The 20,271-nt window shown below is 61.3% G+C and carries 16 protein-coding genes; 7 read left to right on the top strand and 9 right to left on the bottom strand.

Translation table 11 applies throughout. The annotated features are described in order from the left end of the window. The first annotated feature begins 156 nt into the window (after nt 1–156). From AC6JBC_RS03710 to AC6JBC_RS03690, 5 genes are all read left to right on the top strand, one after another. Nucleotides 157–4,827, top strand: a complete 4,671-nt coding sequence (locus AC6JBC_RS03710) for an NAD-glutamate dehydrogenase (protein WP_498025456.1) — start codon at nt 157–159, stop codon at nt 4,825–4,827. A 199-nt stretch (nt 4,828–5,026) separates the two neighbouring features. After that, nucleotides 5,027–5,665 carry a PepSY-associated TM helix domain-containing protein gene (locus AC6JBC_RS03705; RefSeq protein WP_498025455.1) on the top strand — a complete coding sequence of 213 codons (639 nt, stop codon included), beginning with the start codon at nt 5,027–5,029 and terminating at the stop codon, nt 5,663–5,665. 19 nt (nt 5,666–5,684) lie between these two features. Then, nucleotides 5,685–6,209: a DUF2271 domain-containing protein gene (locus tag AC6JBC_RS03700; protein WP_498025454.1), complete on the top strand. Its 525-nt coding sequence runs from the start codon at nt 5,685–5,687 to the stop codon at nt 6,207–6,209. Nucleotides 6,210–6,219: 10 nt separating this feature from the next. Then, a complete protein-coding gene (locus AC6JBC_RS03695) occupies nt 6,220–7,059 on the top strand; it encodes a DUF4198 domain-containing protein (RefSeq protein ID WP_498025452.1) in 840 nt (279 codons plus the stop codon). A 98-nt stretch (nt 7,060–7,157) separates the two neighbouring features. Further along, entirely contained in the window at nt 7,158–8,030 is an 873-nt protein-coding gene (locus AC6JBC_RS03690; RefSeq protein ID WP_498025451.1) for an FAD:protein FMN transferase, read from the top strand. Nucleotides 8,031–8,044: 14 nt separating this feature from the next. Here AC6JBC_RS03690 and AC6JBC_RS03685 read toward each other — a convergent pair whose 3' ends face one another. The 9 genes from AC6JBC_RS03685 to AC6JBC_RS03645 all read right to left on the bottom strand — a co-directional run bounded on the left by AC6JBC_RS03685 (nt 8,045) and on the right by AC6JBC_RS03645 (nt 18,153). Further along, a complete protein-coding gene (locus tag AC6JBC_RS03685; RefSeq protein ID WP_498025450.1) occupies nt 8,045–8,728 on the bottom strand; it encodes a Fe2+-dependent dioxygenase in 684 nt (227 codons plus the stop codon). A gap of 27 nt (nt 8,729–8,755) precedes the next feature. Continuing rightward, nucleotides 8,756–9,523 carry an energy transducer TonB gene (locus tag AC6JBC_RS03680; RefSeq protein ID WP_498025449.1) on the bottom strand — a complete coding sequence of 256 codons (768 nt, stop codon included), beginning with the start codon at nt 9,521–9,523 and terminating at the stop codon, nt 8,756–8,758. Between the two features lie 176 nt (nt 9,524–9,699). Continuing rightward, nucleotides 9,700–12,285, bottom strand: a complete 2,586-nt coding sequence (locus AC6JBC_RS03675) for a TonB-dependent receptor (protein ID WP_498025447.1) — start codon at nt 12,283–12,285, stop codon at nt 9,700–9,702. A gap of 68 nt (nt 12,286–12,353) precedes the next feature. Continuing rightward, the gene (locus tag AC6JBC_RS03670; protein WP_464787347.1) at nt 12,354–12,647 is read right to left on the bottom strand and encodes a ribbon-helix-helix domain-containing protein; all 294 of its coding nucleotides are present in this window, start codon (nt 12,645–12,647) and stop codon (nt 12,354–12,356) included. Beyond that, nucleotides 12,647–13,369 (bottom strand): acetoacetyl-CoA reductase, encoded by a 723-nt coding sequence (gene phbB, locus AC6JBC_RS03665; protein ID WP_498025445.1) that lies wholly within the window; start codon nt 13,367–13,369, stop codon nt 12,647–12,649. The genes AC6JBC_RS03670 and phbB overlap by 1 nt, the downstream gene beginning before the upstream one ends. 1 nt (nt 13,370) lies before the next feature. After that, nucleotides 13,371–14,369: a ferrochelatase gene (hemH, locus tag AC6JBC_RS03660; RefSeq protein WP_498025993.1), complete on the bottom strand. Its 999-nt coding sequence runs from the start codon at nt 14,367–14,369 to the stop codon at nt 13,371–13,373. Nucleotides 14,370–14,377: 8 nt separating this feature from the next. Continuing rightward, nucleotides 14,378–16,654, bottom strand: a complete 2,277-nt coding sequence (locus AC6JBC_RS03655) for a molybdopterin cofactor-binding domain-containing protein (protein ID WP_498025444.1) — start codon at nt 16,652–16,654, stop codon at nt 14,378–14,380. Between the two features lie 39 nt (nt 16,655–16,693). Further along, on the bottom strand, nt 16,694–17,128 hold the full coding sequence (locus AC6JBC_RS03650; protein ID WP_498025442.1) for a CoA-binding protein: 435 nt from the start codon (nt 17,126–17,128) through the stop codon (nt 16,694–16,696). Nucleotides 17,129–17,193: 65 nt separating this feature from the next. Next, nucleotides 17,194–18,153, bottom strand: a complete 960-nt coding sequence (locus AC6JBC_RS03645; protein ID WP_498025440.1) for an Mrp/NBP35 family ATP-binding protein — start codon at nt 18,151–18,153, stop codon at nt 17,194–17,196. A 73-nt stretch (nt 18,154–18,226) separates the two neighbouring features. Between AC6JBC_RS03645 and hflK the strand changes: the two genes are divergently transcribed. After that, the gene (hflK, locus tag AC6JBC_RS03640; RefSeq protein ID WP_498025439.1) at nt 18,227–19,354 is read left to right on the top strand and encodes an FtsH protease activity modulator HflK; all 1,128 of its coding nucleotides are present in this window, start codon (nt 18,227–18,229) and stop codon (nt 19,352–19,354) included. Beyond that, complete coding sequence (hflC, locus tag AC6JBC_RS03635; protein WP_498025438.1) at nt 19,354–20,205, top strand: protease modulator HflC; 852 nt, start codon at nt 19,354–19,356, stop codon at nt 20,203–20,205. The genes hflK and hflC overlap by 1 nt, the downstream gene beginning before the upstream one ends. Nucleotides 20,206–20,271: the final 66 nt, after the last annotated feature.

Genomic DNA, 20,271 nt, shown 5'->3' with positions numbered 1-20,271 from the left:
TTATTTCGACGGCCAGTAACTTTATTCCATTTCTCCAATTGAGCCTCCCCCGGCGCTAGCGCATAACAAGGCGAGCCGGGGAGTCGTGTGGCAACGTTCCAGCGTCGTCTCCGTTCAGGCAAAGCGGCATACAGCCGCAGCGGGAAGAGGTTACGCATGACGGCATTGTCCGAGCCGAAGACCGGCCGAGTAAACGCATCGATCCGCAAGGCGCTTGAGGCAGCGCTGGAAAGGGGCGCACTACCGGGGGAAAGCGAGGATTTCGATCATGAGGCAGCGGCCGCCGCAGCCGCCTTCCTCGGCCGCACCGCCGACGTCCGCAAATCGGGCCAGCTCGCTATTTCCATCGAAACGCTCGGCGAAGGCGCGACCGGCCGCTACATGCGGATCGCCATCGTCAATGACGACATGCCCTTCCTGGTGGATTCGATCGCCAATGCGCTGGCATCGCATGACGTCACCATCTACCGCCTGCTCCACCCGGTCCTCTCGATCGACCGCAGCGACGCGGGCAAGCTGACCGCCATTCTGGACGACGAAGCTCCCGGCGCCCGCCGCGAATCCATGATCTATATCGAGGCGGATCGCGCCGATGCAAAGGGTCGCCGCGCGCTGGAAAAATCGCTGCGCCAGACGCTCACCGATGTCCGTGCCGCCGTTACCGACTGGCCGAAGATGCGCGACGCCATGAGCCGGGACGCGGACGCCATCCCCGACGGTGAAGGGGCCGCCCTCCTTCGCTGGTTCCTCGCGCGCCACTTCACGCAAACGGGCCACGAACGCCGCCTTCGCAACGGCAGGGCAGAAGACCAGCTGGGAATCTGCACGCTGGATGACACGCCGCTCCTCGCGCCCGCCTCGCTCGAAGCGGCCTTCACCTGGTTTGAAGAGGGCAAGCGCAACCCGCTCATCATCAAATCGAACAAGCTCTCGCGCGTCCATCGCGCCGTCCTGCTCGACCTCATCATCGTGCCGGTGCGGGAGGGGAAAAAGCTGGTCGCCCTCTCGATCCACGCGGGCATGTGGACCAGCGCAGCGTTGTCGGCCAGTCCAGACAAGGTGCCGCTGCTCCGTTCCGCCCTTTCCGCGCTGATGGACAAGTTCGGCTTCGATCCCGGCGGCCATGCGGGCAAAGTGCTCGTTCACGCGCTCACCGCCCTGCCGCACGACATATTGATCGGCTTCGATCATGAAACGCTGGAACGGCTCGCGCTCACCTTCATGTCGCTGACCGACCGGCCGCGTCCGAAGCTGGCGCTCGGCACCAGCGCCCTCCCCCGCCACCTCTACGCCTTCGCCTGGCTGCCGCGCGACGAACTGACCACCGCCCGCCGCCTGGCCGTGCAGGACATGCTCTCGCAAGCGGCCCATGCCCCCGTGCTCAGCTGGTCGATCGCGCTGGAAGAAAGCGGCCTTGCCCTGCTGCGCATCACGCTCGACCTGCGTGATGGCGGCGTGGTGCCTGACGAGGTGCCACTCGACCGCCAGTTGAAGCAAATGGTGCGCGGCTGGCTTCCCGCCGTCGAAGAAGCGCTTGCCGAAACCGAAGAGCCCGGCCGCGCCGCCGCGCTTGCCCAACGCTATGCGCCCGGCTTTCCCATGGCCTATCGCAACGGCGCTGGTCCGGCCGAAGCAGCGATCGACATCCGCTTGCTCCACGGCCTGGGCGGCCCCGGCGACAAATCGATCCGCATCTACCGCAATGGCGAAGACACGCCCGAACAGCTGCGTCTGAAGCTCTACAGCCACGATGTGATCGCCCTGTCCGAAGTCGTCCCGGCGTTCGAGAATTTCGGTTTCCGCGTCATCGACGAAATGACGACGGCGGTCGATGGCGGCGCACAAGGGCATGTGCAGCGCTTCGTCCTTGAACTCCCCACGGGCGGCAGTGGCGAGGCAGTCGTCGCCCGCGCCGCCATAGTGACCGAAGCGGTCGCGCAGGTGCTGGAAGGCCGCGCCGAAAATGACCGGTTCAACGAACTGATCGTGACAGCAGGGCTCGCGCCCCGCGCCGTTGTGCTGTTCCGTGCGCTGTTCCGCTATCTGCGTCAGACCGGCATGGCCTATGGCATGGCGACCTTCGCCGAAACACTGCGCCGGGAACAGGAGATTGCTCGCCAGCTCATCACCCTGTTCGAGGCACTGCACGACCCCGCCGCAAAGGACGGCCCGGCCCGCGCTGAACAGGCGCAGGCCGCCATCAATGCGGGCCTCGAAAAGGTCAGCGCGATCGACGAGGACCGGGTGCTACGCCTGCTGCGCGCCGTCATCACGGCGACATTGCGCACCAATTTCTTCAGCAATGCCGCCGCCGAAGCGCTCGCCTTCAAACTCGACAGCGCGCAGGTCCCCGGCCTCCCCGCACCGCTCCCCTGGCGCGAAATCTGGGTCTACTCCCCCCGCGTCGAGGGCATCCACCTGCGTGCGGGGCCGATCGCACGCGGCGGCCTGCGCTGGTCCGACCGGCGCGACGATTTCCGCACCGAAATCCTCGGCCTCATGAAGGCGCAGCGGGTCAAGAATGCCGTGATCGTCCCCACCGGCGCGAAGGGCGGTTTCTATCCAAAGCAGCTTCCCAGCCCGCAGGTCGATCGCGACGCATGGATGGCGGAGGGCACCGAAAGCTATCGCATCTTCATCCGCGCGCTGCTGTCGGTCACTGACAATATCGTGAAGGGCAAGGTCCGCCATCCCGCGCAAACCGTCATTCACGACGGCGACGATCCCTATTTCGTGGTCGCGGCGGACAAGGGCACGGCTACCTTCAGCGACGTCGCCAACGCCATCGCGCTGGATCACGACTTCTGGCTGGGCGATGCCTTCGCCAGCGGCGGCTCGCATGGCTATGATCATAAGGCGATGGGCATCACCGCGCGCGGCGCGTGGATCAGCGTGCGGCGGCACTTTGCCGAAATGGGCGTCGATGTGCAAAACGAGCCGGTCAGTGTCGTCGGCTGCGGCGACATGTCGGGCGACGTGTTCGGCAACGGCATGCTGCTGTCCAAATCGATCCGGCTGCTCGCCGCCTTCGACCACCGCCACATCTTCCTCGATCCCGATCCTGATCCGGCGAAGAGCTGGAAGGAACGCGACCGCCTGTTTCAACTGCCCCGGTCCAGCTGGGACGATTATGACAAGTCGCTGATCTCAAAAGGCGGCGGCGTATTTCCCCGCACATTGAAAAGCATCCCCCTCAGCGCTCAGGTTCAGGCGATGCTGGGCGTCACCGAAACGGAAATGGAACCGGCGGCTCTCGTCAGCGCCATCCTCAAAAGTCCTGCCGACCTCCTGTGGTTCGGCGGCATCGGCACCTATGTGAAGGCCGCCGCCCAAAGCCATGGCGATGTGGGCGATCCCGCCAATGACCGCCTGCGCGTCAATGCGGAGGATCTGCGCGTCAAGGTCGTGGGCGAAGGCGCCAATCTCGGCGTCACCCAGGCCGCGCGCATCGCCTTCTCGCTTCGCGGCGGCCGCATCAACACTGACTTCATCGACAATTCGGCGGGCGTCGATTGTTCGGACAATGAAGTGAACATCAAGATCGCGCTCAATCAGGAAATGGCGGAAGGCCGTCTGGCCTTCGACGCGCGCAACAAGCTGTTGGAAAGCATGACCGATGCCGTGGCCGACATCGTGCTGGAGGATAACCGCCTTCAGGTGCTGGGCCTGTCCATCGCCGAATCCGGTGGAACGGCCGACCTCGCCAGCTATGTCCGCCTCATCGAAACCTTCGAGGAAAGCGGGCGGCTCGACCGGCAGGTGGAGGGGCTTGCCGCCAATGACATGCTGCTGCGGCGCGGACAGGATGGCTTTGGCCTAACCCGTCCCGAACTGGCGGTCCTGCTCTCCACGGCCAAACTCGCGCTACAGGATGCCATCGAACAGGGGCAACTTGCCTTCGACCCCAGCATGGGTCCGGAACTCGCTGCGGCCTTCCCGCCCGCCATGGAAAAGAAGGAGGCGGACGCCATTGCCGCCCACGCTCTTGCAAAGGAAATCGTCGCGACCAAGGTCGCAAACCGTATCGTCAATCGCCTCGGCCTCATCCACCCCTTCGAACTCGCCGAAGAGGAAGGCTGCTCGCTCGCCGATCTGGCCAGCGCGTTCCTGATTGCCGAGCGGCTGTACGACATCGGCACCCTCTGGGCCGACATTGACGCCGCCGCCATGTCGGAAACGGCGCGCCTCGCCCTGTTCGCCGACGTCGCCAATGGCGTGCGGATACAGATTGCCGACATTTTGCGCAGCCTCCCCACCGGAACGCTGCCCGGTGCCGGTCACGCCCTGCTTGCCAGTGGCGTCGAAAAGCTCGCGCGCAATGTCGACGACCTCCTCACCAGCGAAGCTCTGCGCCGCACCAATGCCGTCATCGACCGCCTCCTCGCGCTGGGCGCCCCAGAGAATCTCGTGCGCCGCACCGCCGGTCTGTTCAAGCTCGACGGCGCCGTCGGCATCGCCGCGCTTGCCGGGCGACTAAAGGTCGATGAAGTCGCCCTCACCCGCGCCTTCACCCATCTCGGTGAAACGGTCGGCATCGATTGGGTGCAGTCAACCGCCGCCCGCATGGCCCCCAGCGACCCGTGGGAAAGGCTGCTCATCTCCGGCGTCGCCCGCGACATGCAGCAGGTCCGTCTCGACTTCCTGGAGCAGGGCGGTAAGTCCAACGGCAAGGACATCCTCGCCCATGTCGATGCCTGGCTCACCGAAAAACACCCCCGCATCACCCAATTCCGCGCCCTCGTCCACCGCGCCAAGGCAGCTGCGGCACCCAATGTAGCAATGCTCGCGGAAATAGCGGGGCAAGCAAGGGGGCTATTGGGACGGTAAATCTGAAGCCTTCGTCTCCAGGATCATCCCCTTCCCGACCCGTCATCCCAGCGAAAGCTGGGATCTCGTGCGGCGACGCGCACCCTCTCCGGAACACACCAACCCATACACTTTAATACAATTTCTCCCGTCTCCATGTTTGCAATTGCGAGTCGTTCGCGTTATCCGGTCCACCTCATCATCAGGACCGACCCTCCCAATGCACGCCCCTGCCCGCCTCCAGCCCAAGAAAAAGAAGAAGACCTTCTGGCTGAAGCAGCTGCACAGCTGGCACTGGATCAGTTCCGCGATCAGCCTCATCGGCCTCCTGCTCTTCGCCTTCACCGGCATCACCCTCAACCACGCCGCCGATGTCGAAGCCTCGCCGCAGACCGTCGAAAAGTCCGCGACCCTCCCCGCGCCGCTCCTGAAACAAGTCGCCCCCGACAATCGCCCCGACAGCAAGAAACCGCTCCCCGCGCCCATCGCCACCTGGGTCGAAAAGGAAATCGGCGCTCGCGCAGCAGGCGAGGCGGAATGGTCCGCCGACGAAATTTACCTCGCCCTCCCCCGCCCCGGCGGCGACGGCTGGGTCTCGATCGACCGGCAAAGCGGCGCGGTGACGAGCGAAAGCACCAGCCGCGGCTGGATCAGCTATTTGAACGACCTCCACAAGGGTCGGAACACCGGCACCGTCTGGAAATGGTTCATCGACATCTTCGCCGTCGCTTGTTTCGTTTTCGCAATGACCGGCCTCCTCCTCCTCCAGCTCCACGCCGCCAAGCGCCCCAGCACCTGGCCCATCGTCGGGGCAGGCCTCATCATCCCAACCGTTTTAATTCTCCTTTTCCTTCATTAATTCAGGGGACCAGCAGCCAATGCAAATCCGCTACAAACTCATCCTCGGCAGCAGCGCCGCCTTCGGCGCAGCCGCAATCCCCGCCACCGCCCAGACGCTGAACGTCAACGTCGCCATCCCGCGCCTCTCCGTCGCGGAATATCACCGCCCCTACGTCGCCATCTGGCTGGAAAAGGAAGGCGCCACCCCCCGCACCCTGTCGATCTGGTATGATGTCGACAAGGCAAAGGGCGAAGGCACCAAATGGCTCCGCGACCTGCGCCAATGGTGGCGCGTCTCCGGACGTTCGCTGAAAGTCCCCGCCGACGGCATCACGGGAGCAACCCGCGCTCCCGGTGACCAGAAGGTCGCCTTCACGCCAGGCAAAGGCCCGCTCGGCCAACTCTCACCCGGCAACTACACGTTAGTGGTGGAAGCCGCGCGCGAAGTCGGCGGCCGCGAACTGCTCCGCCTGCCTTTCAGCTGGCCAGCAAAGCCAGGCACCGTGGTCCGCGCCAAGGGCAACAATGAATTGGGGCAGGTCAGCCTCAGTGTCAGCAAATAAGGGGACTGTCATGAAAGCCAAATATCTGATCGCAGCAACCCTCGCCGCGCTTATGACCACCAGCGCTGCCCAGGCCCACCGCCAGTGGATGCTCCCGTCCTCGACCACCCTGTCCGGAACGGACAGCTGGGTCACCGTTGACGCGGCGGTCTCAAACGACCTCTTCTACTTCGAACATATGCCGATGCGTACCGACGCCGTTGCAGTGACGCAGCCCGACGGATCGGCTAGCAAAATCGAAAACGCCGCCACCGGCAAGTATCGCTCCACCTTCGATGTCCACCTGACACAGCCCGGCACATACCGCGTCGCCAGCGTCTCGACCGGAATCATGGGCAGCTACACCCTCAACGGCGAGGTAAAGCGCCTGCCTCGCGGCACGACCAAGGAGAAGCTGGCCGAAGCGATCCCGGCCGGAGCCACCAACGTCCAGACGGTCGAGGCCACCAACCGAAACGAGATTTTCCTGACACTGGGCGCGCCTACCACCACCATATTCAAGCCGACCGGCGTTGGCATCGAACTGGTGCCCGTCACCCATCCGAACGACCTGGTGGCAGGCGAAGCGGCAACCTTCCAGTTCCTCCTCGATGGAAAGCCCGCCACGGACCTCAAGGTAACGGTGATCCCCGGCGGTATCCGCTATCGCGACACGTTGGGCCAGCAGGATCTGGTCACCGGCAAGGACGGAAAAGTTTCGATCAGCTGGCCGCAGCCTGGCATGTACTGGCTGAACGCCACGGTCGGCGGAAATCGTGAAGGTGGCGAAGGCGCTCAGGCGGCGTCGCCTGCCGCTCCGGCACCACGCCGCGCATCCTATGTCACCACCTTGGAAGTATTGGCTCCCTGACCGGCTTTCGCATCGCCATTCCCGACACGCCGCCCCCGCAGATCCCATCGGCTCAGCGGGGCGGAACGGGATACATTACAGAGCTTTCCGGACCGACCATGGGCACAAGCTGGTCGGCCCGGATCGTCGATGCTCCACCCGGCTGCGCGCGCGCGATCGATGACGTACTCGCTCGCATCATCGCGCAGATGAGCAACTGGCAAGCCGATTCCGACATCAGCCGTTTCAATGCACTGCCGATCGGGACTTGGACAACGCTTCCCTCCGATATGATGACGGTGCTAAAAGCCGGGTTGGACATGGCTCGCCTATCCGGCGGCGCATTTGATCCGGCAATCGGACAGATAATCGAACGCTGGGGGTTCGGCCCATCGGGCATAACAGGCCCTGAAATGGTGCCTGCGCATCCTGCACCCTGGACCATGGTCGAGATCGCGGATCAGAGCGCCCGTCGCCTTGCTGACGTGAAGCTGGACTTTTCTGGCATAGCAAAGGGTTTCGCAGTCGATGCGGTTTCAGAAGCTCTCCGCGATCTGGGCGCTCGCGAATTTCTGGTCGAGATCGGCGGGGAATTGCGCGGCGATGGCCTCAAGTCCGATCATCAGCCCTGGTGGGTTGATGTAGAGGCGCCGCCGGGTCTCGCAGTGCCCACCCTCCGCATCGCCTTGTGCGGCCTGTCTGTAGCCACTTCGGGCGATTATGTGCGCTTCCAGACCAAAGATGGCGCGCACCTGTCTCACAGCATCGATCCGGCAACTGGCAGACCCATCGCCAATGATGTCGCGTCGGTTACAGTCCTGCACGAAAGCACGATGCTGGCAGATGCCTGGGCGACTACAATCACGATTTTGGGGCATGAACGCGGCATGGCGTTGGCGACACGTCATGATGTTGCCGCACGCCTCATTCTCCGCATCGAAGACGGCGCCAAGGAATATATAACGCCTGCTCTAGCCTCGATGTTCGATTAGGCCAGCCAGCCGTTTCAAGCGTCTGCCCATCGCCGCAGCAAATTGTGATAGACGCCCGTCAACCGGATCACCTGGGCATTGTCATGGCCAAGATCGACGGCCAGAGCCTGTATGCTGCTGTCCAGGTCGAACATCATCTGACGCGCAGCATCGTCCCGAACCATCGACTGCAGCCAGAAAAAGCTGGCGATCCGTCGCCCGCGCGTCACCGGCTCAACGCGATGAAGCGACGAGGAAGGGTATAAAACCGCATGCCCCGCCGGTAGCTTCACCCGCTGCACGCCGAAATTTGTCTCGACGGTCAATTCGCCGCCATCATAGCTTTGCGGGTCTTCCAGGAAGATGGTCATCGAGAGGTCAGATCGTACCCTGAACCCGGTGCCTGCCTGCACCCGGACGGCGTTATCCACATGCACCCCAAATGCTTGCCCGCCTTCATAACTGTTGAACAGGGGCGGGAATATCTTGAGCGGGAGTGCCGCAGCGATAAGTAGCGGCGAGCGCCCCAACGCTTCCAAAATGATTTGCCCCGCCTGCCGCGCCTCGGGCGCGTCCTCGGGAAGCTGCATGTTGCGCTTGGCAAGTGCCGACTGATGACCGGAGGTCACATTACCATCGATCCATTGCGCGGCGTCGATGAGCGTCCGGACGCGCTGCACAGTGGCAGGATCGAGCAAATCGGGGATAACGGTCAGCATGTTGAAAACTCTGTCAGCGCCTGTTGTTCACGCGTCCGCGCTGCGCAGCACGAAGGGGATTTCAACGACGCCCTTAACCCGCACCGGCTGGCCGTCCCGGATCATCGGCTTCCACCGCCAGCTTCGCACGGCTTCGCGCGCCGCGGCGTCCAGACGGGAAAAGCCGCTGCTCTGCGCAATAGTCAGGCTTTCAACAGCGCCGTCAACGCCCAGCGTCAGGGATAGAATGACAGTTCCCTGCTCACGCTTGCGACGGCTTTCGATCGGGTAGCGCGGCGGCTTGCCCGCCACCATCTGCGTCGCCAGGTCGCCCCCCTGAACGGTACTGGGCGAGGCAGGAACCATCGGCGCGGCAAGCACAGGCGCCCGGATTACAACAGGCGTTGGAGGAACCGGGACTGGAGAAGGATCAGGCGTGGTAGCGATCGGCACCGGCGGAACTGGCACTTGAACCAGCGGCGGAGGCGCCACTACCGGGGGCGCAGATGGGGGAGGCGGAGGCGTTTCCGCAGCTGGCGGCGGCGGGGGCGGCATCAAGTTGACGACCGACAGGCGGGCTTCGCGAACATACTGAACATGTTGTCGGGCGTGAATGAGCGCGAAGATCAAAACACCGTGAATGAGGATGATGAGCAGGATTGTGGGTAAATTGATCTGGCGTCGTTCACCATAGCGCGAAGCATTGGTTGCCGGGACCTCCGGCAGCTTGATGCTCGGAGATGGTGTCGGGCTATGTAGCGGAGAAACGGAGGATGCAGCATCATCTGCAATGAACCGTTCCGCTGCATCGAACATGCCACTTTCCCTTTCACGGCGATTCCCCGGAGAACAGGCACATAACGCCGGTTCTAATGCGAATCAATCGCACCCCTCTTCTTTCTTCAGAAAACGGGCGGATGGCGATCCGAGGAGGAGTGCATCGCCATCCGCCTTTTCCCCCGGCAAGGGACGATGCCGGGGGACGGTGGTCATTAGAAAGTGTAGTTCAGGCTCAGCACTGCGGATCGGGTCGGCGCAGGTTGCGCCCAGCTGTTGCCGACGTTGTTACGAACGGTCGTTACATATTTCTCGTTCGTGAAGTTCTGCACGTTAAGCTGCGCCTTCAGATTTTCGGTGATCGGGTAGTTCGCCATGAACCGATGGATGGTGTAGCTCGGTACATGATAGCCGACATAGTTGCCTGCCACGAGTTGCGCCAGCGTCGGCTGGTTCAGCAGGAACTTACCTTGGTAGGTTATGCCGTAACCCAGTTCCAAACCGAAGCCGAAGCGGTAGGTGGTGAACAAGCTGCCTGAATGCTTGGGCGTGTTGGTGAGCGCATAGCCGCGAGTTGGATCGGGGAACGCGGCGCTGTTTCCGCAGTTGCCAGCAGCCGGATCGTTTGCACCCGGATGGGCAAGGCAGTAGTCGGACACGCCCTGTTTAATCTTGCTCTTCAGATACATGTAGTTCGCCGAGATCGTCCAGTTGCTCGTGATGTTGCCGGAAGCGCCCAGCGAGATGCCTTCAACTCGCTGATGCCCGTCAGATGCCTGATCAGGAAGCAGTGGATCGCCAGAGAGCACCTTGATCTGGTTGCGGTCGTTGCGGAAAAGAGCAGCCGTCAGCAGCAGTTTCGCATCAAACAGATCTACCTTCGCGCCGATCTCGTAATTCTTCGTGTTTTCGGGCTTCACATTGCAGGTACCGCTGCCTCCAGCAGCGTTTCTTGTAGAGCAGGAACCATCGACAGACGCCTTGGATGGCAGTTTGGAGTTACCATAGGCCAAGTAGATGCTGGAGTTCGGTGTCGGCTTGAACACTGCACCGATGCGGTAGGAGAAGAGGTTGTCGTCGATCGACGTATAAGTTGGATTGGCAACTCCCGTGGTGGTGGGGATGCTCAACAAACCTCTGTTAGGACCGGTCACCTCATAGCTGAAGGTGCGGTTCCAGCCCTTGACCTTTTCATAACGCAGGCCACCATTCAGTTCGAACCAGTCCGTGACCTTCATGGCATCGAACAGATATGCGGCGTAGCTGGTTTGCTGACCAATGTTCTGGGTGCTCAGGATGAAGTTCGTCGGGCCATTATAGGCATTATTGCCGTAGAAGCGCTCCAGACCGGATGTCGCCGCAGGACCAATAATCGTGCTGCTGGGATCGGCAATGCTCACAAGCGGGTTATAGAAGCCCAGGCTGGCTGCAGCGTTGTACAGCGTGTTGGGGATGGCCGTAGTTTGACCGCGAGGAAGTGCGAAAGGTGGGGAATAGGGGTCAAAGCCATCGGCCGTGCGCCCGAGGCTTCCCTGCCGCTGATTATAGCGCTCCCACAACGCTGAGGCGCCCACGACCAGACTGTGCTCGACACCGCCCGTGTCGAAATCCGCGCCGACGTCGAATTGGGTGTAGGCCGTTTCATTGCGGATGAAGCGTTGGTTGCCCCGCCCGCCCGTCGGCAGGTAATAGCCTACCGGGATCGTCAGAGTCTCGCCGACTTGGCTAGTATAGATGGTGGTTGTGCAAGATCCGTCGGCCGCATCCGGATTGAAGCCGCCGGCGGTGCCATTATCCAGACAGAATACGCCGTTGGGCTGACTCGTCACGGTGTTCTGGCGAATATTCTCATAACGCGTCAGGTTGCGGAACTTGACCGTGTCGCTGAATTGATGGCTGAAGATCGCCTGCAACGTGTCAGTCTTGCTATCCTGCTTGTCCAGATTGGCGAAACCGTAATAGCCCGAACGATCAAAGCCATCCGCTATGCCGCCCAGCGCCGGGAAATACCGAATTCCATATTGCGGCATCGCATCGTCATCCAGATGCTCATATTGCAACGTCAGGCTGGTCGGACTGTCGATGCCGATCGTGATCGCAGGTGCGATGCCCCAGCGCTTGTAATTTTCGACGTCCCGGCCGGGCACGTCATTTTCATGATACACCGCGTTGATGCGCACGGCGATCAGGTCGTTGATGCGCTTGTTCGCATCCACCGTCGCACGGTAATAATTGTCGGTGCCGATCCCCGCGTTCAGGATCGTCTGGTCATCCGCCAGTGGCCGCTTGGTCACAAGGTTAATCGTACCCGCAACCGAACCGCCGCCGTTCATCACGGAGTTCGCTCCGTTGGTAACTTCGACCTGCTCGATATTATAGACTTCGTTGCGGTTCAGGAATGCGCCCGATCGCACGCCATCGACGGTAACGTCGTTCTTCGCGTCCTGACCGCGCAGGATGATGCGGTCGCCATAACCAAAACCGCCCTCGCCAGCACCGAAGGTGATGCCTGGCACGGTCGATAGCACGTCACGCAAGGTGAGCAGATTCTGCTGCTGGATCGTTTCCTTGTTGATCACCGTGATCGTCTGCGGCGTGTCCAGCAATGGGCGCACATATTTGGGCGACCCCGCGCGTTCGACCTTGATCTCCGAGGCATCGATTGCGGTGTCCGTCACAGTCATCCCGCCAAGCTTGGGCGCCGGTGCACCGTCTTGCGCGTGGGCGGCCGAAGCAAAGGCAATTGCGCTCACGCAGCCAAGCGCCAGGAAGGACGGGATCGATTTGGAACTGCTGGACATCGAACGAAAACCCCTTTTCTCACTAATCGTCCGGGGCCAGCTATTGCGAATTGTTCGCAGAGTCAACGCTATTGCGAATAATTATTATCGCCGGGCAGCGCATTAGCGAAGAGCCAGCAGCGTATGGCGCTGGCCAAATTAGGCGGGCTTGGAGCCGCCAGTCGCGCAAGATCGATCTGCGCGATCAAGGCATTGAGAGGCAAACTCTCTCGCGCAGCGGCCGCGCGGAGAGCCTGCCAGAATATGGGTTCAAGACTGATGGCAGTCTGGTGTCCCGCGATCGTCACGCTTCGCTTGACGGGAGGCGAGAAGGGCGACCCGGCTGACGGCACTGCGCCTTCACTGTGGTCGCCCTGCGCCATCAATACATATGCTGTCCGCCGTTGATCGACATCGTGCTCCCCGTGACGAAGCCCGCCTCTTCGCTGCACAAAAAGGCTACGCCGCGCGCGATCTCTTCGGCTTGACCAAGGCGGCCGACCGGGATCTTGGCGACGATCTTCTCCAGAACCGGAGCAGGCACTGCGGCCACCATGTCGGTGTCGATATAGCCCGGCGCGATCGCGTTGACAGTAACACCGAACTTCGCCCCTTCCTGCGCCAGCGCCTTGGTAAAGCCGTGGATACCGGACTTTGCAGCAGCATAGTTGACTTGGCCGTATTGGCCAGCCTGACCGTTGATGGAGCCGATATTGACGATCCGCCCCCAAGCTCTTTCACGCATGCCCCCGAAGGTCGCCTTGGCCATGTTGAAACAACCGCCAAGGTTGATGCGCATCACCTCATTCCAGTCGTCGAAGTTCATCTTGGCGAGCACGCCGTCGCGGGTGATGCCTGCGTTATTGACCACGATATCGACGGGACCCAGCCTTTCGGCGACGGCTGCACAACCGTCGAGACAAGCCTGATGATCTCCCACATCCCAGCGGAAGGCTTGGATACCTGTCCTTTCTGTGAAGTCCCGCGCCTTTTCATCGTTTCCGGCATAATTGGCCGCGACTTTGCAACCCAGTTGCTTGAGCGCGAGACTAATCGCTTCCCCGATTCCGCGTGTTCCGCCCGTTACGATCGCAACCCTGTCCATATCACCTCCCATGTTGAATTGGACGAAACGCTTCCTGAACCCAACCGGCCAGTTCGCGACCGATCAGTTCGCGGTACAGTACCATAGCTTCTGGCGATGCATTCAAACAGCGCAAATGGGCGAACGCCTGGCCTCCAGCCGCCAGGAATTCCTCCTGCCCCCGGATAGCGATTTCCTCCAACGTCTCCAGACAATCGGCCGAAAAACCGGGGGTAAGCACAGCAACGGATCGAACGCCCTGCCCGGGAAGCTCCCGCAACGTCTCATCCGTTGCTGGACCGAGCCATTTCGCTCTTCCGAATCGTGATTGGAACGACAGTCTCACGTCCCTGCCAAGCGCTTCCTGCAGCAGATTAGCAGTGGCACGGCACTGATCATAATAGGGATCGCCCAAATCGCGCGTTCGCTCAGGCATTCCATGAAAGCTGGCCACGAGCAGGTCCGGTTTGAAGTCCAGTTCAGCCAGTTGGCTTTCGGTCGAACTACGCAGCGCCTCGATATAGGCTGCTTCCGCAAAATATGGGGGCAATGTGCGGATGGCTGGCTGGGCTCGTAGGCCAGCCAAAGTGGCATAGCAGGCGTCCAGAGCGGTGGCCGTCGTCGCCGCGCAATATTGCGGGTAAAGCGGAGCCAGCAGGACGCGGTCGCATCCCGCCGCGATCATCGCATTCAGCCGTTCGACGATGGACGGTGATCCATAGCGCATGGCCCAATCCACCCTAACCTCCGGCCCGGTAATTTGCTGGAGTGCGGCAGCAGTTTCACAAGTATAAACGGCAAGCGGCGACCCCTTGTCCATCCACACTTCCCGGTAAGCCTTCGCAGACTTGGCCGGGCGCGTAAGAAGGATTGGACCGCGCAATATCGGCTGCCACAGAAGCTGGGGGATTTCCACCACGCGTGGGTCGGACAGAAACTCACCCAGATATCGCCGCACGGACGCCGCGTCCGGTGCGTCGGGCGTACCCAGATTGATGATAAGGACGCCGATATTTTCCATATTCAATGTCATGTCCGCGCCAAGATCGGCAGCTGGCGGAATCGCTGCCCTGTAACTGTAAAAAGAGCGTTCGCTATGGCCGGAGCAATCGCAGGCGCCCCAATCTCGCTGAGCCCGGCCGGGGGTGCGGTGCTACGGATCAGTTCCACCGTGACCTCACCTATATCCTGCAACAGAGGAAGGCCCATGCGGGAGATGATCGAGCGCGTGGGCATTCCCTTCGCGTAAGGCACCGAAGCACCCATTGCGGAAGCCAGGCCATAAATTATGCCACTTTCCACTTGCTGACGTGCGATGTCCGGATTGACCTGCTCCCCGCCATCTACCGCAGCGATGATCCGCCCAACCTTGAGCCGACCACCCTCGATCGCTGCCTCGACCATGACGGCGACATAAGCGCCATCTATGACATGCGCCGCCAGACCTTGACCGCTACCTTCGATACCTCCTTGCCATCCCCCCATCGATCCGACGGTCGTCAGACAGTGAGCCAGTCGCGGGTTGCCACCAAGCATCTGAATGCGGAAAGAGAGCGCCTCCATACCGGCAAGATGAGCCAGTTCATCAATGAAGCTTTCCGTAAAGAAGGCGCCATGAAGATGAGCATTGCCGCGCGCAAAGCCTAGCGGCAGTCCAACATCGGCCGGGAAATGATCGACCGCCCAATTCGGCAACGCATATGGCAGTTCCATCCCCGCCACAGCGAGACGGCTTGATGCGTTGGCAGTATCACGGCTCGCTTCATGCGGTAATTTGCGATCAGCAATCCGTTTCCACGTCTGGGTCATGGCGCAAGGAGCCGCCACTTTCGCAAGCCATCCTTCAATAGCACCGTTGCGACCGAGCTTTGCCGCCATACGGGCATGGGCAGGAGCACTAGGACAATCCTGGATTACATCTTCCAGCCTTGACCAGAGCAGTTGGACGGGCCGCCCAACGTCTTTCGCTATCGACGCAGCCTGCACGCCAACCTCAAAATCCATCTTCCGGCCAAAAGAGCCCCCGGCATGCAGGGGGTATAGCACCACCTGCTGATCAGGCAGATTGAGAGCATCCGCTATCGCGCTACGCGCGAGTGCAGGTGCTTGCGCGGGCATCCATATCTCGGCGAGGCCGTCGGTCACACGCGCGGTTGCGCAAGGAGGCTCCAGCGCCAGATGCAGCCCCGGGGCAACGGTAAACTCGCTGGCCATGATGGTGGCGTTGTCGAAAAGCGGCTTGAGATCGCCGCGCGAATAAAGCCGCCGGCCATCCGAACCCGAAAAGGCTTCTTCAAGCGAAGCATCAATGCTGGCGCTGCTGATTGGCGTGCTCGACAATTCAAAAACCGGATCGCTAAGATCAAGCGCCTTGTTGGCGGCCCACCAGTTGGTTGCGACAGCGGCCACCCACCGTTCGGTGCGCACCAGTTTGATAAAGCCGGTGACGGACTTCGCAGCCTGCTCGTTCACCCTTGTGAGCACGGCATCGCCGATCGGCCCTTGCCGGATGGAAGCGAAAACCATGTCCGGCAGCCGGACATCAGCAGCGAAGTTATGGCTGCCATCAATCTTCGAAGGCGTGTCGAGGCGCGGCAAATCCTGTCCGAAGAGCCGGTCAACCTGATCTTGGCGGAACGGCAATATCTCGGGCAGCTCGAATTCCGCAGCTTCCGCCGCCACCTCACCGATCGTCAATGTGCGCTGGCCGCCATCAGAAATGATGCCGTTCTGAATGTCACAACTTTCCCATGACACATCCCAGCGCGCCGCAGCGGCCTTACACAAGAGCACGCGCGCGGCGGCACCCGCTTCCTTATAGGCTCTGTGGAACATCGGCACGGACGTCCCAGCGCCAGTCAGCATCAAAGCACTCCGCGTCGCATATTGCTCGATCGTCCAATTGCCGACGTCACCCGCGAGCCTCGACCAGTCGCTCGCAAGCCACTCGCTGGCCAGCAACGTGTTTGCATAGAGCGGACTGATGGGCGCGCTTTGCACACCCACGGTGCGCCAGTCCGCACCCATTTCATCGGCCAGTATCTGTGGCAGCAATGTGGTCACGCCCTGCCCCGTCTCGGCCTGCGGCACGACGACGAGGATCCGGCCTGCCTTATCTATCTTCAAAAAGGCATTGAAGACGGTTTCGCCCGACGCTGTATTCAGATTTGGGCGGTAGCTGCGCGGCCATGCACCCCAAGCCAGTAACAGCCCAGCCGAGGCTCCAGCGCCTACTAAAAGCGTACGCCGATCAAGCCCCCTTGCCGTGCCGTTATGATTTGCCTGCCTCCGCAGTGCGCGCGTCATGAGAACGTTGATAAAGAGGCTTGCGGCAGCTGGAAAGCGCTAAAGCGCGTGGACCTGCGGGATATTGAAACGGGGAATGTCGATGGCGGGGCATCGGTCCATGACGACCTTCAATCCGGCAGCCTCCGCGCGCCGAGCGGCTGCCTCATTTATTACCCCCAACTGCATCCAAACCGCCTTGGCCCCTGCGGCGATCGCATCGTCCACAGCCTCCCCCGCTGCTTCACTGCGACGGAAGATATCCACCATGTCGATTGGAACGCCGATGTCGGCAAGCCGCGCCCAGACAAACTCCCCATGCACATGCTCTCCCGCAATCTGCGGATTGACCGGCAACACGCGATAACCATGGTCCTGCAGGAACTTCATGACGCCATAGCTCGGACGACCGGGCCGATCAGAAATGCCAACCAAAGCGATGGTCCGCGCTTCCCTTAAAAGATCGGCAATGTCCTGCGGCAGCGTCAGCGGCATATCTTTGTTTCCTTCTCGGTCATCCTAAAGACGCAGGATGCAATGAACCGTTCCCAACACCGCTTTTAGCCCCGCAACCACGCCGCCACTTTGCTCGCGATTGCAAGGAAAGCCTCGCCAGAGGGATCATCCGTCGCTGCTGGAGGGTCGCCGACATCCGAGCGGCGCCGAATGTCTATCGCCAAAGGAATACGCCCGAGGAAGGGCATGCCCATGGCTGAGCCAGCCGCTTCCGCCCCACCCGCGCCGAAAGGATCGGATATCTCACCGCAATGCGGACAGCTATACCCGGCCATATTCTCCACCAGCCCGATCAAGGGCACCTGTGTCTGCTCGAAAAGGCTGACCGCGCGCGTGGCATCGATCAAAGCCAGGTCTTGAGGCGTCGATACGATCACCGCTCCCGCAGGCTTATGCTTTTGCACCATCGAAAGTTGCACGTCTCCGGTTCCCGGCGGCATGTCCACGACCAGCACCTCGGTATCACCCCAATCGGCATCGATCAGCTGCGAAAGCGCATTGCCCGCCATAGGCCCGCGCCAGGCCAGCGCCTTGCCGGGTTCGACCAGGTGCGCCATCGACAGCATCGGAATGCCTAACGGGCTTTCGACGGGGATCAGATGCTTGTCGCGCGCTTGGGGCTTTTTATCTTCGCTGGCCATCAGTCTGGCCTGCGATGGTCCGTAAATATCGGCGTCCACCAGACCTACCGCAAAACCCATTCGTTTGAGACCAACGGCAAGATTTGCCGAGAGGGTGGATTTGCCCACTCCGCCCTTGCCGGATGCAACGGCAATGATGCGGAGAGCCTTTCTTTCGGCTGTCATGGCGATCCGGACATCCTGCACACCTGCCACCGACAGCCCTCCTTCCCTGATCGCCGCAGCGACGGCATCCCGCCGTTCGGGGGAAAGACCGCCTACATCGAGCGCCAGGCTCATGATTCCATCCTTGATCCGGGGCGTGCTGGCGCGGCCCTCGGTCAAAGTCTTCAGTCGGGCGGCGAAACTCTCAAGATCGGTCATGACAGCGCCTCCTAGGCAATAATCGTTGCGAAGGGCACTGTTTTTCGCGACCCAGCCTTCCTATAGAGACGGAATGAAGAGATTTTTCGGGTGGATGCCTGGCATCGCTAGCGCAATGGTCCAAGGCCCTTGGGGCGGCAAAAGCGACGGCCCGGGTGGCGATGAAGGTTCGGGCAAGGGAGGCGATGGCGGCCCCCGGAATCCCTGGACGCAACCAGGGAAGACGCCGGGCGGCAAAGGACCTTCCGCGATTGAGGAGCTGCTGCGCCGCAGCCGGGAGAGCTTCGGCCCAGGCGGTGGAGGCGGGTTTGGCAACTTGCCGCCGCGGCCCACCGGAAAAGCGCTTTGGCCAGCTGCCGTCGGCATCCTCATCTTGTTGTGGCTCGTGCTCACTTGCTTTCACCGCGTCGGCCCGCAGGAGCGCGGCGTCGTGACGCTGCTCGGTAAATATAGCCGGACCTTGTCGCCGGGGATCAGCTTGACGCTGCCCGCGCCCTTCGAGAATGTAACTACGGTCGATGTGGAGGAAATCCGGGCCATCGATATCGGTTCGCCCAGCGCCCAGAGCGAAAATCTGGTATTGACCGGCGACCAGAATATCATCGACCTTGCTTACTCGGTTCGCTGGAATATCCGCAGTCCTGAGCTTTATCTGTTCCAGCTGTCCGACCCTGATTCAACGGTTAGGGAAGTCGCGGAAAGCGCCATGCGATCGGTTGTCGCCAGCGCCAGCCTGGACGACGCGTTAGGTGCGGGCCGCACTGAAATCGAGCAGCAGGTCGAACAGCGGATGCAGGCAATATTGGACGGATACAGGTCCGGTATCCGTGTGCAGGGCGTCGCGATCAAGCAAGCCGATCCGCCGACGGCGGTCAACGACGCGTTCAAGGCGGTCTCTGCGGCGCAACAAACGGCCCAGACCTATTTGAACGAAGCGCGCGCTGCCGCGCAGCAGGTTACCGCCAAGGCTCAAGGCGAGGCTGCGGCATTCGACAAGGTGTATGAGCAGTATAAGCTGTCGCCCGATGTGACGCGCCGCCGCATGTATTACGAAACCATGGAGGGCGTCCTGTCCAACGTCGATAAGACGATCGTCGAAAGCGGCAATGTCACCCCGTTCCTGCCGCTACCGGAATTGAAGCGGCGCGCGCAGGGAGCGTCCGCTTCTTCCGGCTCCGCCGCTGCGGAAGGGGGCCAATAATGCCGACGCTTATTCGCCATCCCGTAGCCTTGGCGCTATCCGTCATAGCTCTGCTGCTGCTTATCGGCAGCACCGTTGCCATCGTGCCCGAAACCAAGCAGGGCGTGATCGTGCGCTTTGGCGATCCAAAGAAGATCGTGAACCGCTATCGTGCCAACGAAGAGTTCGGCAAGACCGGTGCGGGCGTCATATTGCGCTGGCCGTTCATCGATCAGATCGTCTGGATCGACAAGCGCGTCCTGTCGGTCGAAATGGAAAGACAGCAAGTGCTATCGACGGATCAACTCCGGTTGCAGGTCGATGCCTTCGCGCGTTATCGGATCGTCGATCCGTTGCGCATGTATATTGCGGCAGGGAATGAAGATCGCGTTTCTGATGCCCTGCGGCCGATCCTGGGTTCGGCGCTTCGGAATGAGCTTGGCAAACGTCCTTTCGCTGCATTACTGTCGCCCGAGCGCGGTCAGGTGATGGACAATATTGAGGCCGGTCTCAATCGCGTAGCCCGTCAATATGGGGCGCAGATCGTCGATGTACGGATCAAGCGGGCAGACCTGCCCGACGGCGCGCCGCTGGAAAGTGCTTTCACCCGGATGCGCACCGCCCGTGAGCAGGAAGCGCTGACGATCAGGGCTCAGGGCGCGAAGCAGGCGCAGATCATCCGCGCAGAAGCCGATGCGAACGCGGCTCGCATTTATTCGGAAAGCTTTGGCAAGGACCCGCAATTCTACGATTTCTATCGGGCGATGCAGGCCTACAGGCTGACCTTTTCGCCCGATCGGCCGGGCTCGACGACGATGGTGCTGTCGCGCGACAATGAGTTCCTGAAACAGTTTCAAGGCAAGGATCGATAACCGTGAAATGCGGAAGAGGGTTGTAGATCATTTCGGAACCAGCTTCATTCAATGAGGGTTAAGGCT

Source organism: Sphingobium sp. RC1, assembly GCF_059738765.1.
The sequence above is the reverse complement of the archived record's forward strand: the minus strand, read 5'-3'. Positions and strand labels throughout refer to the sequence as shown.

Bases quoted from the DNA above. Each gene is read 5' to 3' on its own strand.
- AC6JBC_RS03695 (WP_498025452.1), top strand. From the start codon at position 6,220: ATGAAAGCCAAATATCTGATCGCAGCAACCCTCGCCGCGCTTATGACC.
- hflK (WP_498025439.1), top strand. From the start codon at position 18,227: ATGAAGAGATTTTTCGGGTGGATGCCTGGCATCGCTAGCGCAATGGTC.
- AC6JBC_RS03690 (WP_498025451.1), top strand. From the start codon at position 7,158: ATGGGCACAAGCTGGTCGGCCCGGATCGTCGATGCTCCACCCGGCTGC.
- AC6JBC_RS03710 (WP_498025456.1), top strand. From the start codon at position 157: ATGACGGCATTGTCCGAGCCGAAGACCGGCCGAGTAAACGCATCGATC.
- AC6JBC_RS03670 (WP_464787347.1), bottom strand. From the start codon at position 12,647: ATGGCGCAGGGCGACCACAGTGAAGGCGCAGTGCCGTCAGCCGGGTCG.
- AC6JBC_RS03655 (WP_498025444.1), bottom strand. From the start codon at position 16,654: ATGACGCGCGCACTGCGGAGGCAGGCAAATCATAACGGCACGGCAAGG.
- hemH (WP_498025993.1), bottom strand. From the start codon at position 14,369: ATGGAAAATATCGGCGTCCTTATCATCAATCTGGGTACGCCCGACGCA.
- AC6JBC_RS03650 (WP_498025442.1), bottom strand. From the start codon at position 17,128: ATGCCGCTGACGCTGCCGCAGGACATTGCCGATCTTTTAAGGGAAGCG.
- hflC (WP_498025438.1), top strand. From the start codon at position 19,354: ATGCCGACGCTTATTCGCCATCCCGTAGCCTTGGCGCTATCCGTCATA.
- AC6JBC_RS03705 (WP_498025455.1), top strand. From the start codon at position 5,027: ATGCACGCCCCTGCCCGCCTCCAGCCCAAGAAAAAGAAGAAGACCTTC.
- phbB (WP_498025445.1), bottom strand. From the start codon at position 13,369: ATGGACAGGGTTGCGATCGTAACGGGCGGAACACGCGGAATCGGGGAA.
- AC6JBC_RS03675 (WP_498025447.1), bottom strand. From the start codon at position 12,285: ATGTCCAGCAGTTCCAAATCGATCCCGTCCTTCCTGGCGCTTGGCTGC.
- AC6JBC_RS03645 (WP_498025440.1), bottom strand. From the start codon at position 18,153: ATGACCGATCTTGAGAGTTTCGCCGCCCGACTGAAGACTTTGACCGAG.
- AC6JBC_RS03680 (WP_498025449.1), bottom strand. From the start codon at position 9,523: ATGTTCGATGCAGCGGAACGGTTCATTGCAGATGATGCTGCATCCTCC.
- AC6JBC_RS03685 (WP_498025450.1), bottom strand. From the start codon at position 8,728: ATGCTGACCGTTATCCCCGATTTGCTCGATCCTGCCACTGTGCAGCGC.
- AC6JBC_RS03700 (WP_498025454.1), top strand. From the start codon at position 5,685: ATGCAAATCCGCTACAAACTCATCCTCGGCAGCAGCGCCGCCTTCGGC.